This window comes from Pseudoalteromonas sp. 11L1 (genome assembly GCF_055397545.1).
Genome location: NZ_AP041141.1, coordinates 2,029,525 through 2,042,572 on the forward strand (window position 1 = coordinate 2,029,525; position 13,048 = coordinate 2,042,572).

Annotated in this window: 12 protein-coding genes and 1 pseudogene; 5 read left to right on the forward strand and 8 right to left on the reverse strand. The window is 38.1% G+C overall.

The genetic code is table 11. From position 1 onward, the window contains the following. Positions 1-178 precede the first annotated feature (178 nt). The 3 genes from ACZ5WS_RS09515 to cadR form a co-directional block, all read right to left on the reverse strand. A complete protein-coding gene (locus ACZ5WS_RS09515; protein WP_327077832.1) occupies positions 179-421 on the reverse strand; it encodes a MerC family mercury resistance protein in 243 nt (80 codons plus the stop codon). Between the two features lie 102 nt (positions 422-523). Then, on the reverse strand, positions 524-892 hold the full coding sequence (locus tag ACZ5WS_RS09520; RefSeq protein ID WP_028834999.1) for a MerR family transcriptional regulator: 369 nt from the start codon (positions 890-892) through the stop codon (positions 524-526). A gap of 51 nt (positions 893-943) precedes the next feature. Next, positions 944-1,333: a Cd(II)/Pb(II)-responsive transcriptional regulator gene (cadR, locus tag ACZ5WS_RS09525; protein WP_002962247.1), complete on the reverse strand. Its 390-nt coding sequence runs from the start codon at positions 1,331-1,333 to the stop codon at positions 944-946. 78 nt (positions 1,334-1,411) lie between these two features. On the opposite strand from cadR, the pseudogene ACZ5WS_RS09530 reads away from it, so the two are divergent. Together ACZ5WS_RS09530 and ACZ5WS_RS09535 are read left to right on the forward strand one after the other, a co-directional pair. Further along, a pseudogene (locus ACZ5WS_RS09530) lies at positions 1,412-2,142 on the forward strand (transglutaminase-like domain-containing protein). Beyond that, entirely contained in the window at positions 2,129-3,016 is an 888-nt protein-coding gene (locus tag ACZ5WS_RS09535; RefSeq protein WP_002962252.1) for a cation diffusion facilitator family transporter, read from the forward strand. Before ACZ5WS_RS09530 ends, ACZ5WS_RS09535 begins: the two are co-directional and overlap by 14 nt. Before the next feature lie 84 nt (positions 3,017-3,100). Here ACZ5WS_RS09535 and ACZ5WS_RS09540 read toward each other — a convergent pair whose 3' ends face one another. The 5 genes from ACZ5WS_RS09540 to ACZ5WS_RS09560 all read right to left on the reverse strand — a co-directional run bounded on the left by ACZ5WS_RS09540 (position 3,101) and on the right by ACZ5WS_RS09560 (position 9,852). Further along, entirely contained in the window at positions 3,101-6,229 is a 3,129-nt protein-coding gene (locus ACZ5WS_RS09540; protein ID WP_010557527.1) for an efflux RND transporter permease subunit, read from the reverse strand. A gap of 10 nt (positions 6,230-6,239) precedes the next feature. Further along, on the reverse strand, positions 6,240-7,136 hold the full coding sequence (locus tag ACZ5WS_RS09545) for an efflux RND transporter periplasmic adaptor subunit (protein WP_036972173.1): 897 nt from the start codon (positions 7,134-7,136) through the stop codon (positions 6,240-6,242). A gap of 70 nt (positions 7,137-7,206) precedes the next feature. Then, the gene (locus ACZ5WS_RS09550; RefSeq protein ID WP_464708031.1) at positions 7,207-8,499 is read right to left on the reverse strand and encodes a TolC family protein; all 1,293 of its coding nucleotides are present in this window, start codon (positions 8,497-8,499) and stop codon (positions 7,207-7,209) included. A 73-nt stretch (positions 8,500-8,572) separates the two neighbouring features. After that, positions 8,573-8,944: a hypothetical protein gene (locus ACZ5WS_RS09555; protein ID WP_243533197.1), complete on the reverse strand. Its 372-nt coding sequence runs from the start codon at positions 8,942-8,944 to the stop codon at positions 8,573-8,575. 8 nt (positions 8,945-8,952) lie between these two features. Further along, entirely contained in the window at positions 8,953-9,852 is a 900-nt protein-coding gene (locus ACZ5WS_RS09560; RefSeq protein WP_464708037.1) for a cation efflux transmembrane domain-containing protein, read from the reverse strand. A gap of 190 nt (positions 9,853-10,042) precedes the next feature. Here ACZ5WS_RS09560 and ACZ5WS_RS09565 point away from each other — a divergent pair, with 190 nt between their 5' ends. The 3 genes from ACZ5WS_RS09565 to ACZ5WS_RS09575 all read left to right on the forward strand — a co-directional run bounded on the left by ACZ5WS_RS09565 (position 10,043) and on the right by ACZ5WS_RS09575 (position 13,038). Beyond that, a complete protein-coding gene (locus tag ACZ5WS_RS09565; RefSeq protein ID WP_029750283.1) occupies positions 10,043-10,369 on the forward strand; it encodes a hypothetical protein in 327 nt (108 codons plus the stop codon). A gap of 83 nt (positions 10,370-10,452) precedes the next feature. After that, the gene (locus tag ACZ5WS_RS09570; protein ID WP_464708042.1) at positions 10,453-11,670 is read left to right on the forward strand and encodes a TolC family protein; all 1,218 of its coding nucleotides are present in this window, start codon (positions 10,453-10,455) and stop codon (positions 11,668-11,670) included. 63 nt (positions 11,671-11,733) lie between these two features. Further along, the gene (locus tag ACZ5WS_RS09575) at positions 11,734-13,038 is read left to right on the forward strand and encodes an efflux RND transporter periplasmic adaptor subunit (RefSeq protein WP_085301218.1); all 1,305 of its coding nucleotides are present in this window, start codon (positions 11,734-11,736) and stop codon (positions 13,036-13,038) included. Positions 13,039-13,048 lie beyond the last annotated feature (10 nt).

Genomic DNA, 13,048 nt, shown 5'->3' on the forward strand with positions numbered 1-13,048 from the left:
AATAAGTTTAGACTTCATCAGGCAGACTGCTATGAGCGAAAAGCAGACATTGACCGTTAATCGTTTCAACGACGGCAATTAGCCATACGTTGCATGTTTGCTCCCTTACTGGTTTTACGATATCCAAAACCGACATAACGACCATTAAGCAAATACCAAAGTAAAATAGGTATGTGCTTCAATCATATAGCCAAAGAGGATAAAGCGTTAATAGCACTGCTACAGGCCCTAGAATGCTGAAGACAGCTCTGGTATGGTTTTTATTTTTGTGCCAGTTGTATAAGTTTACCAATAGTTCCAAAGATGCAAAAATAGGTAAAAGCGTATTTACAGCTATTCCTTCGAAGTGAGAGAAGAAGCCTAGTCCTAATGCCGATGCAAGTGACCTTAATGCAGGGAAGCAGGCCGTGCCGCTAGCCAAACGCCACTAGAGCCTACTCTGTCTAATATTTTATTTATCATTTGAAAGTCTATTGGTTGATATTACCATCATTCTAAACTCCGTATATAAGTACGGAGTCAATCATTTTAATGAATCAATTATGGGGCAATGTGTTGGATCTTCGTTTTGCATACAGGTATTTGTCATATCCACAATTACTTTCTCTAAACGTTGAAGGTCATTAATTTTGTCTCGAATGATTGCTAACTTTTGTCGGCTTAATAGCTCAACTTGAGTGCAGTTGCTGTCCATAGACATTAGCGATTTTATTTCTCTTAACGTAAAGCCGAGCGCTTTGGCTTTTGTGATAAACCTAAGTTGTCCTGCTATTGTTTCGTCATATTGTCTATAACCAGATATTGGTTTTTCAGGTTGTGTAATCAGCCCTTCTCGTTCATAAAAACGAATGGTTTCTACATTTAAATTTAATGATTGTGCTAATTTGCCAATGGTTTACATTATTGCCTTTGTGAATACTACTAATCTAAAGTTATATTTAGTTTAGCTATCCAATGATTTGATGATGCCGCACGCTTCAATTGTATTGTCTGAACCACAAGCACTTGCCATCTGTTGTAATTCAGCTTTAAGCGCCCTTAATTCTTTCATACGTTTATTCACTAGTGCAAGTTGCTGATCAATTAATGCATTAACGCTAGAGCAGCTTTCTTCTGGCTTATTTTTTAATTCGATAAGACGTTTAATATCATTGAGTGATATATCTAGGCTGCGACAATGCTTTACGAATTCCAATTGTTTAAGTGCTTTACTATCATACAGCCTGAAATTACCTTCTGAACGGTTTGGATTTAACAGTAATCCTTCTCTTTCATAATATCTAATCGTTTGTATTGAACAGCCCGATTTTTTTGACAATTCGCCTATTTTCATCAATTTCCCCCAGACATTTGACTCTATAGTTACTATAGGATCTATAGTATAGGTATGCAACGAAAGGGATATATAAAAATGACTGAGAAATATTTAAACAATACGAATATCGTTAATTTTGAACACAAAGATATCCAATCCCTGATCGATCAACGAGGGTGGAAAAATTTGGATAATTTCAACAAAATTGGTGCCGCTTATCAGTTTGTAAAAGATGAAATAATGTTTGGCTATAACAAGAGTGATGATATTTCAGCAAGCGATGTGCTAGCAGATGGTTATGGACAATGTAATACTAAGGGTAATCTGTTAATGGCACTATTGCGTGGACTAGGTATCCAGTGTCGTTTCCAAGGTTTTACCATTGATCAGCAACTATAAAAAGGTGCTATCCTAAGCTTGTATTTTGGTTAGCACCTAAATACATCATTCATAGTTGGGTAGAAGTTTACTTTGAAGGGCGTTGGATAAACTTAGAGGGCTTTATATTGGATGAGCAATACTTAAGCTCACTACAGCAGAAATTTAGCCAAGCAAAAGATGAGTTTTGTGGTTATGGTGTTGCAACAAAGTGCTTATCTTCACCCGGTACGGATTGGCGTGGAGAGGATACCTATATTCAAAAAGAAGGTATTCATGACGACTTTGGGCTTTATGATTCACCAGATAAGTTCTATCTCGAGAAAGGTACTAATCTATCAGGTGTAAAACGTTGGTTGTATCAACGAGTGATCCGACATTTGATTAATATGAATGTATCAAAAATAAGAAATAAAAAAGTACTGGAGGTACAAAATGCACAACCATAGTCACAGTCATCAGCATGGTAAAGACGACCGGATTGGTTGGGCATTTTTCCTTAATGTGATATTTACCATTATCGAATTTATAGGTGGTTGGCTCACAAACAGTACGGCGATAATGGCGGATGCCGTTCACGATCTTGGTGATAGTCTTTCAATAGGTTTTGCGTGGATTTTAAGTCGTTTTTCAGATAAAGAAGCATCAGACAAATTCAGCTATGGTTATCGCCGACTTACACTTTTTGGTGCATTGGTAAATAGTATTGTTTTGATTATCGGCTCTATTTGGGTTTTATTTGAAGCAATACCTAAGCTGTCCAATCCTGAAATGCCTGTAGTTGAGGGGATGTTAGGGCTAGCCATACTCGGTGTTGCCGTAAATGGTTATGCGGTATTCAAATTAAAAGCGGGTGAAACACTAAATGAAAAAGTGCTGACATGGCACCTACTTGAAGATGTACTCGGTTGGGTTGCCGTTCTTATAGTCTCTATTGTATTGTTGTTCGTTGAACTGCCGATATTAGATCCTCTATTATCAATAGGGTTTACGCTGTTTATCTTATTTAACGTTTTCAAAAATCTTAAATCAACATTGGTGCTTTTTCTTCAAGCTGCACCCGATAAAGAGACCCAAGAGCGTATTAAGCAGTCATTAATTGAATTTCCTGAAGTAAATGGTATACACCATATGCATTTTTGGTCACTGGATGGTGAAAGTCACGTTTTAACAGCGCACCTTGAGCTGAGTGACAACTTTGACGTTAAAGAATTAATTAAGCTTAAACAAGAGGTTGCAGCTAAATTATCTTCCTATCATTTATCGCATACGACGATAGAGTTTGAGTTTTTAAATGAAAATTGTAGGGATGAAGCAGAGTAAGTTTTATCAATAAAATTTTGGAGCATACAATATAAAAAGCAGCTTAATTAGGCATAACTTAGTAATTAAGCTGCTTTTTTGCTTTTAGATTTCGTCGGATTGCTGTTTGTTACTCTCAGCGCCATGCGCCCATTGATATAAAATAGGCAATACAAACAAAGTTAAAATGGTAGAAGATACAATACCGCCGATAACAACTGTTGCTAGTGGTCGTTGTACTTCTGCACCAATTCCAGTGTTTAACGCCATTGGAATAAAACCTAAACTTGCGACCAGTGCCGTCATTAAAATAGGTCTTAAACGAATGATGGCACCTTCAATGATCGCTACGTATAGGTCGCCTTTTTCATGCCAAAGATCTCGAATAAAAGCCAACATAACCAAGCCATTTAATACTGCGACACCTGACAATGCAATGAAGCCGACACCTGCCGAAATTGATAAGGGCATGTCTCTTAAATAAAGTGAAAATACGCCCCCTGTTAATGCTAAAGGCACGCCACTGAAAATGATTAATGCATCTTTTAATGAACCAAATGCTATAATCAAAATACCTAGGATAACAACCAATGTTATCGGTACAACTAGGCTTAATCGCTTACTTGCTGATTCTAGTTGTTCAAACGTTCCACCATAATCAAGCCAGTATCCTGCTGGAATTTCTCCTTCCTGATTAATTTTAGCTTTAACTTCTTTTACAAAACCGCCTAAATCTCTACCACGAACATTGACGGTAACCACAACTCTTCTTTTTCCGTTCTCTCGGCTAATCTGCGCGGGTAAAGACTCTGATTTAAGCTCTGCAACTTCTTCAATTGGCACATAGTTACCATTCTCAAGTGGAAGCGGCAGATGCTTCAAGCTATCGATATCCGTTCTTATTTGCTCTGGTAGGCGAACAACTAACTCAAACCGTCTGTCACCTTCATAAATGATCCCCGCAGATTCACCGCCAATCGCAGTGGCAACCCAGTCTTGCAATTCGGTAACGTTCAATCCATACCTACCAAGCGCTTCTCGTTTAGGAATTACTGATAAAGATGGAACACCTGTGACCTGTTCCATTCGAGCATCAGCGGCACCATCCACGGTTTTCACAATATTTAGAATATCTTTTGCGGTAAGTAATAACCGATCCAAATCATCACCAAATATTTTGATGCCGACATCAGCTCTAACGCCAGAAATCAATTCATTGAAACGCATTTGAATAGGCTGAGTGAATTCATAGTTGTTGCCTGGAATGTTTTTCAGTACTTTTTCCATTTCTTCAACTAATTCACTTTTTGGTTTTGAAGGTTCGGCCCATTCTTTACGTGGTTTTAAAATAACAAAGATATCAGCAATACTCGGTGGCATTGGGTCGGTTGCTACTTCTGGTGTGCCAATGCGCGAGAATACTTTATCAACTTCAGGAAACGCTTTAATACGTTGCTCAAGTACTTCTTGCATTTCTACTGATTGCTCTAGGCCAGTCGATGGAATTCTTAATGCCTGTAGTGCAATATCACCTTCATTTAATTGAGGAACAAATTCTGTCCCAAGCGTAGTTGCTAACCAAAGGCTATACCCCATTAACAGCGTTGAGAATGAAACAATAATCCAACGAAATTTCATCGCCATTTTTAACAATGGTTCATAAATAGACTTGGTTGAACGAATAACTACACTTTCTTTTTCGCTGATTTTACCTTTCATAAACACAGCTACAGCAGCAGGAACCAGTGTAACTGAAAGGATCATTGCGGAAATTAACGCCATAACGACAGTTGCCGCCATAGGGTGGAACATTTTCCCTTCAACGCCAGTTAGCGTGAAAATGGGGATGTAAACAACAGTGATAATTGCCACACCAAACAAGCTTGGACGTATCACTTCTGAAGTGGCTTCAAAAACGGTATTTAGGCGTTCTCTTAAGTCTTGCCTATGACCGTTGTGTTGGGCCTGTGCTAACCTACGGACAGAGTTTTCAACGATGATTACAGCCCCGTCCACTATCAAGCCAAAGTCCAATGCGCCGAGACTCATTAAATTGGCAGATACTCCTGCTTGCACCATACCTGTGATTGTCATTAACATGGAAATAGGGATAACAGCAGCGGTAATGAGAGCTGCACGTAAATTTCCAAGTAGAATAAATAACACAACAATAACTAAAAGCGCACCTTCAACGAGGTTTTTGGTAACGGTTGCAATCGCTTTATCTACTAACGTTGTTCTGTCGTAAACAGGCTCTGCGGTAATGCCCTTTGGCAGAGATTTTTGTATTTCGCTGAGCTTATGTTCCACTTCTAAAGCAACGGTGCGAGAATTCTCACCAATCAGCATCATGGTTGTACCAAGCACTGTCTCAATGCCATTACGAGTAGCAGCCCCTGTTCTAAGTTCTTTGCCTATAGCAACATTGGCAACATCACTTATTTTTACAGGAATACCATCGTTCTTTTTGATGATGACATTGAGGATTTCATCCATTGTCGCAAGTTGCCCAATGGAGCGCACTAACACTTGTTGTCCGTTTTGCTCAATATAACCCGCGCCACGGTTATCATTATTTTTACGTAATGCATCAGAAACGTCTTCAAAGCTTACCTGATGAAAAAGTAATTTTTCGGGTTTCGGCGTTATATGATACTGCTTGTTATAGCCGCCGATGCTGTTGACCTCAATGACGCCTTTAACTTGAGCCAATTGCGGTTTAATGATCCAGTCTTGTATTTCTCTTAAGGCAATAGCGGTATAAGGCTCTCCATTAGGCATTTTAGCGTCAGGAGAAGCTTGTACGGTATACATAAATATTTCACCAAGCCCTGTGGAAATAGGACCCATCTCTGGCTCTAAGCCAGAGGGAATAACGCCTTTTATCGCAGCTAATCTTGCATTGATTAAGTTGCGTGCGAAATAAATATCGGTTCCCTCTTCAAAGATAACGGTCACCTGGGATAAACCATATCTTGAAAGAGAGCGGGTGTGAGACAGCTTTGGTAGTCCAGCTAATGCGTTTTCTACTGGAAAAGTTACCCTTTGCTCCGCTTCTAAAGGTGAATAACCGGGGGCAGAGGTATTTATTTGTACCTGTACGTTTGTTATATCTGGAACAGCATCAATGGGAAGTTTTTGATAACTCCACATACCAACGCCGATGATTACCATCAGCAAGCTTAATACTAAATAGCGCCTATTTATTGCAAGACGCAAAATTGATTCAATCATATTGCGTCTCCTAATCGTCGTCTTCTACTTCAGATTTCAAGATATCTGCTTTAATCAGATAACTGTTTTTGTTTACATATTCAGCGTCTTTACTGAGGCCATCAATGACCTCGATATAGTTTTTGTCTGAACGACCAAGGACAAGTGGTGCAAACTCGTACTCTTCATCTTCTTTTACAAAGACACCTAATTGTCCACCTAGCTCTTGTATGGCAACTTTCTCGACCGCTAAATCCACCTCAAATTGGTTTATCTTTACGTTGCCTTTTAATAATTGACCTGACGTTAGCTTTAACTCAGTGTTGTTTAATCGTACCCGTGCTAAAACATAAGGCTGATCTTTAGCTGGAATAATATTAGTGATGACTGAACTGAATGCGTGTTCACCTTGCTCAATATCAACATGCTGACCGACTTTGATTTGATTATATTGGCTGGTAAACACCTTAAATTCAGCCCACAAGGTGTCAAATTTGACGATTTCAAACAAGCTAGTGTTTTGCGTGATACCGCCAATATTTCCATTTCGCTGTAAAACAGTCCCAGAAACAGGCGATGTTATTTTATAAGTATTTAAGCTCTCATTAGATTCAATAACGGCTAATAGATCGCCTTTTTTTACCGTATCACCAACAGTGAAGTTTATTGTCTTTATAACGCCGTTATATCTAGCGCCAACTTGAAATAATTGTTCAGCGCCTATCGTCGTAGAGCCGTATACAGGGATAGTTTGGTTCAACGTTTTTGAAGCTAAATAGGCTGTTTCAACACCAACCTTTTTTGCCATGTTATTGTCGATTTTGCTTATGCCTTCTTCGCCTTCATGTTCATCTTCACTAGCGAAAACACTTTGAATGGGTGATAGATACCCAATAAAAATCAATAGTGCGAGTAAATAGTTTTTCATTTTGAATTCCTAAACGATTCAGTTAATCACTGAATCAATAAATTGTTATTAAACTTAAAGTGATGTTTATTTAGAGTGACAGCGCTTCGTTTGTTAGTTTTTCTATCTCTGCGCCATAAATTAGGGCAGCAGATGCCGCATCAATGAGGGTTCGCCGAGCATTTAACAGCTCTTGTCTAGCCGATACATAATCAAGATATCCATATCGACCTTTTTGATAGGCGTCTTGAGTATCTTCCAGTGCATCTTCAAGCATTGGGATAACCGACTGCTTTAATGAATTAGCTGTTAATATGGCTTGTTTTCTATTGGAGTATGCTCGTAGTAAGTGATTTCTAAACCTCAACTTAGTCGCCTCTTTCTCTATGGCAACTTGGTCACGCTCTGCTAGCGCACTAGCGATTGCACCAGAATTTCGCTTTTCAGCAAACAAAGGTAAGCTAAAGCCAGCGACCAGTGCCGTATCATTGGCTTCTTGAGAGCGCCTAACACCAACAGACCATTTGATATTGGCCGTTGACTCTGTTTTAGCTAACTGTATTTCAGCCTCTTTTAGTCGCTGTTCACTTGCATAGATTTGAATAGCAGGGTTCTTCTCTAACTTCGCAAAAAGGCTGTTAAAGTCACTATCATTGCCAAACTGAAACAGATCTCCAGTTACTCTAGAGAATGACACTGATGTTTCTCCCCAGTAAGCTGATAAAGAAAGCTTTAGATATTCCAAGCGCTTTTGTTCAGATTGAAGGGTGAGGTTAGCCTGAGCAATAACTGCTTTTGAACGTTTCACTTCAGCCTCAGGGGTAGCACCTGCGCGGTTACGCTGAGATACAATCTCTAACGTTTCTTGTGCTAACTTCAATGCATTATCTGCCAATATCACTCTTTGTTGGGCAGCAAGTACTTCTACGTACTTCTCAGTGACTTGAGCCATTAAGTTAAGCGCAGAGACTTCTTTCTCAGCATTGAGTAGTACTCTTGATTTTGAAACAAGTCCAATTCGCGCTGAGCGTTTATCTCCCATTTCGATAACCGAAGATAGAGCGACTGTTAATTCAGCACTGTCGAATGCATTAAATTCACCTGAGCCTGCAAAGTTCTCAGCTTCAACTTCTAGTTCATAAGCGGGATTTAAACTTGCTGTTTGTTCTTGTCCTGTTAATGCCGCTTGCTTGAAATCAAATATTTTAAGTTCGGGATTTTGTTTAAGCGTCCACTGAATTGCTTCTTGAAGGTTTAACTGATTTTCAAACGCATAAACATTAAATGTAAAAAGTGACAAAGCGAGAAACGCGATATATTTAAGCCGAGGTGTTACACACCTCAAAATTGCTATCTTGCGATGCTCACAGGTATTAAGTGCCATGTATACTTTCCTATAAATTTATATGTGATATTTAGGTCATTAACATTTGACCTTTCTTAATTTTCTATAAAATTTAGGCGTATTTAGGTGGGCGGAATGGCACCGACATATAGCCTTTTAGCTCAGGAGAAACTAAGGCGTAGGTAAGGAAATATTCTATTGTTTGTAAAATGTTACAAGAATAATCTGCATTTAAAAATAAGTGACAACAGCAACAAAAATTACAATTATCAATTGAAGTGTTGCTATTACTCACCTCAAATATATTGGAGGTTTCTGGAGATTTTAGCGGGGTAATAGACTCAGTTAGTGATGTATTAAAAGAACTTTCAATTAAGTTTACTTCAAGCTCTTCTAGCGAAAAAAACACAGATTGCACCGCGATTAAAATCATTATCACGTATGATATATTTGATTTGATATACGATGAGTGCATTGTTTTCATTTCTCTGCTTAATACTTTAGCTGTAAGATGCGGCGAGCACCGTTTAAAACGACAAGAGCAATTATCAAACCAATCACTAAATCTGGATAACGACTGCTTGTTGCTGTAACTAATAAGCCAGCTAAAATTACACCAACGTTTGCGATAACGTCATTTGCTGAAAAAATCCAACTCGCTTTCATATGAGCGCCGTCTTCTTTGTTGCCAAATATCAAAAACAGACAAGCAACGTTAGCGATTAGTGCTATTCCACCAAATATCATCATTAAAGAAGAGATCGGTTCACTACCGTAAACAAAGCGTCTTACGACTTCGCTCAAAGCACCTAGCGCTAGAATAACTTGAAGCACACCAGATATATGTGCTGCTCTAAGTTTCATGCTAATACTTTTACCTACGGCATAAATAGCTAAACCATAAACAGCAGCATCAGCAAACATATCTAATGAGTCGGCAATAAGGCCAGCAGATTGCGCAATAATCCCAGCAATTACTTCTATAAAAAACATGACACCATTAATGGCTAACAACCATTTTAGCGTTGATGCTTCTTTCATCTCATTTTTTTGGGCTAAGTCTTTTGCTTTTGCAGCTTCGGTGCTGCAACTTTCTTTAGTTGATGCCAACTCTGCACCGAGTTTAAGTTGTTGTAACTTTTTTGTTATCTCATTTAAATTTTCATCATGAAAAACTTTGACTATTCGACTAGGAATATCAAATTGCAATCCTACGGAAGGCTCAATTGAGTCAAGTGCTAATCTGATCAATCTCTCTTCTGAAGGACAGTCCATTTGAGGCACTTTATAAGTACTGACAAACGCGCCACTATAGTTATCTAATTGGGTATCAATTTTTACGTCTTCATTGGTAGAAGATGATTGACACTGACCACTACATTTTTCTGACATATTTAACATTCCGTAATAATATTAAAATAAGTATAAAATCTATAGTGGCTATAGAGTCAAATAAAAAATTATTTAATTTGAAAAGATTGGAAAGTAACTAAATTAGCTAGTTTAAGTAAATAGTTTCTGCTAGTATTTTAAATACTATATTTAACTGGTAATAACTTTGAACCTTAATGTTGTACTAAAAATGCTCTTAGTCGTTTCGATTGTTTTGCAATCGTTAACTGCTGTTGTATCCGCAACATCTGAGAATCACCAGGTAGATATAGAGCACCTTCAAACTCAACATGATCATGCAGATGATCGAAATATTTTAAATGATAATACAGATGATGAACAGCACGATGTAAAGGATTGTCATCACTGTGGTCATTGCAGTGGCAGCCACTTATCTTGGATTTTAGTCAGTAATTCCAATGTCGATGGTAAGCTAAATATTATCAATAAAACGCCTTATCAAATTGATCAAACAAGTACCTTTCTTGAAGCTATACTTCGTCCGCCTATTTCTTAATTAGATTAATTTTTAATGACCTATTTATCCTTTAATAATGGATAAAGGGTTCGTGTTTATTAATTTTAAAATTAAGAATTTTTATGTATATATATTTAAAAAATACAGGTTTAGTCCTGTCATTATGTATGGCTGTGAGTTTTTCAGCTGCCAGTTATGGCAAAGAGAAAAATATTTCATGGCTTGATAGTCAAATAAATAAAGATCCCGAAGTTATAGCAGCGAAAGAGTTACTCAATGCAAGTAGTCATAGAGCCAAAGGTTTAACTCAAGCCGTTTATAACCCAGAGCTAGAAGCTAGTTATGAAAAAGAAGGTGATTTTGATAATTACTCTATTGGTATCAGTCAAACGATAGATTTTTGGGATAAGCAATCAGCAAATAAAAGCATTGGTGAAATTGATGTTTATGTAAACCAGCAACAATTGTTATCTTTACTCGATTCTAAAAAGGCTAACGCTTTAACTGCATTAGTTAATTGGCAAGCAGCAAAAGAAGCTGCTCAGTTACTTTCAGAAAGAGAAAATCAATTACAAACACTCGTTGGAATTGTTGAAGATAAGCGAAAAGCCGGACTTTTAGAGCCACTTGACGCTGAATTGGTCTATTTAAACTTGTCCCAAATTTTCAGTGAAATATCTGAGTCGCAAATAGCATTGAAAAATGCAGAGGTAAAGGTTCAGGAGTTATTGCCTGATTGGACGCCTAATACTACAAATTTGTTTTCATTTACTTTTGGGGCAACAAGCTATTCATTTAACTCCCAGTGGGTTGAGGATCATCCAAAAGTTAAACTCGCTAGAGCGCAATGGAAGGGACAACAATCTAAGGCTCAGCTAACCACTATGGAATCTAAAGCTAATCCAACCATTGGAATTAGCGCAGGGAGAAGTGGAGATGAAGACTTGGTTGGTTTGACTTTCTCAGTTCCTTTAAACATCAGGAATAACTATTCAGATACGGTTAAAGCCGCTTATTCAGAAGCAATCGCAGCAGAAGCCAACTTTCGCTCGGTTTATCGAAAGCAGTCTTTTGAAGCAAAAGCTAATTATGAATCGCTTAATGTCAGTAAAAAATACTTTGAGCAATGGCGAAAACTCACAGAAGGCAGATTAGAAAGTAGCGCAAATTTATTAAATAAGCGCTGGGAAGCTGGTGACATTAATACGTCTGATTACTTACTTGTATTAAATCAACGTGCGGAAGGACTTCATGCAGGAATTCGTTTGGAAAATCAATTCAAGCTTGCAGAAATATCCTTCGTTTTAAGTATGGGTCAGTTATCAAAATTTGAGATTTAAACGTTTACTTTTTCAGTTACGAAAAACGAAATCTTAAATTTATCAAAAATATAGGTTACAAAAATGAATACAATATTTAGTAAAAAATTATTAGCCGTAGTAATTAGCAGCCTGTTATTAGGGCTTACTACAAATCATGATGCTTTTGCACAGTCATCAGATGGTACTGGTTCTGTCGCAAAGGTTTTGAAGCAAGATGTAAAAGAACATGAAGATGATCATGACGATCATGAAAAGGGACATGAAGAAGAAAAAGATGACCATGACGAGCATGAACACGAAAAAGGACATGAAGAAGATAAAGGTGACCATGACGAGCACGGCCATGAAGGTGATAATAAAGAGGAAGAAGAGCATGAAGAAGGTATCACTATTGATCCAAAGAAGATGTCGCTTGCTAACATCAAAGTGGAAAGTGTTAAGCCTGAATATCAATTTAGCACCGTGTATGCACCTGGCGAAATAAAAGCTAATGGCTATAAAAGTTATGTGGTATCACCACGTACAGAGTCGGTTATTATCAGTCGCCATGCAGCGCTTGGCGAACATGTAGCAATAGGTCAGAAGTTGGTTACATTATTTAGTGAAGCAATGGCACAAGCACAGGCTGACTATTTAATCGCTTCAACCGAATGGCAACGTGTGAAAAAGCTGGGTAACAAGACGGTGAGTGAAAGTCGATTGTTACAAGCAGAAACTACATTCAATGCAAGCTATGGGAAGCTTATTGCTTTAGGATTAACTGAAAAAGCGATAGATGGGATTTCTAACAAAAACATAAAAGCGTTTGGGCAATATACATTAACTGCTCAGCGTGAAGGAGTGGTACTTCAAGACGACTTTATCCAAGGGCAACGTGTTGATGCTGGGGATACCGTTATGTTGCTAGCTGATGAAAAAAAATTATGGGTTGAAGCAAAAGTTTCTCCAAATAAAAAGCTTAATTTATCAATTGACTCTCCTGCGGTACTTAAATTAGAAGGCCAGAGTTACAATGCCAAAGTTATCCAAGAAGCCCATACAATTGACCCTATTACTCGTACTCGAATTATTAGATTAGGAGTAGAAAATTCGGATGATAACCTCCATTCAGGCATGTTTGTAAAAGTTTACTTTCAGTTCGCCACAAAGCAGAAAGTGATGGCTGTGCCAGAAGAAGCATTGATCCGTAGTGCCGATGGTGATTGGACCGTATTTGTCGAAGACCACCCTGGAGAATTTAAAGCTGTAGAAGTAGAACTAGGCCGAGCCTTAGGTGGTTTTAGAGAAATCATTGGCCTTGATAGTGGAACGCGAATTGTAACCAAAGGTGCATTTTTTGTTGCGTCTGAAATCGCTAAAGGCGGATTCGATCCGCATAACCACTAAGGGGCAAAAC

Coding starts and splice junctions, on each gene's coding strand:
- cadR (WP_002962247.1), bottom strand. CDS start 1,333: ATGAAAATAGGCGAATTGTCAAAAAAATCGGGCTGTTCAATACAAACG.
- ACZ5WS_RS09535 (WP_002962252.1), top strand. CDS start 2,129: ATGCACAACCATAGTCACAGTCATCAGCATGGTAAAGACGACCGGATT.
- ACZ5WS_RS09540 (WP_010557527.1), bottom strand. CDS start 6,229: ATGATTGAATCAATTTTGCGTCTTGCAATAAATAGGCGCTATTTAGTA.
- ACZ5WS_RS09545 (WP_036972173.1), bottom strand. CDS start 7,136: ATGAAAAACTATTTACTCGCACTATTGATTTTTATTGGGTATCTATCA.
- ACZ5WS_RS09550 (WP_464708031.1), bottom strand. CDS start 8,499: ATGGCACTTAATACCTGTGAGCATCGCAAGATAGCAATTTTGAGGTGT.
- ACZ5WS_RS09555 (WP_243533197.1), bottom strand. CDS start 8,944: ATGAAAACAATGCACTCATCGTATATCAAATCAAATATATCATACGTG.
- ACZ5WS_RS09560 (WP_464708037.1), bottom strand. CDS start 9,852: ATGTCAGAAAAATGTAGTGGTCAGTGTCAATCATCTTCTACCAATGAA.
- ACZ5WS_RS09565 (WP_029750283.1), top strand. CDS start 10,043: ATGCTCTTAGTCGTTTCGATTGTTTTGCAATCGTTAACTGCTGTTGTA.
- ACZ5WS_RS09570 (WP_464708042.1), top strand. CDS start 10,453: ATGTATATATATTTAAAAAATACAGGTTTAGTCCTGTCATTATGTATG.
- ACZ5WS_RS09575 (WP_085301218.1), top strand. CDS start 11,734: ATGAATACAATATTTAGTAAAAAATTATTAGCCGTAGTAATTAGCAGC.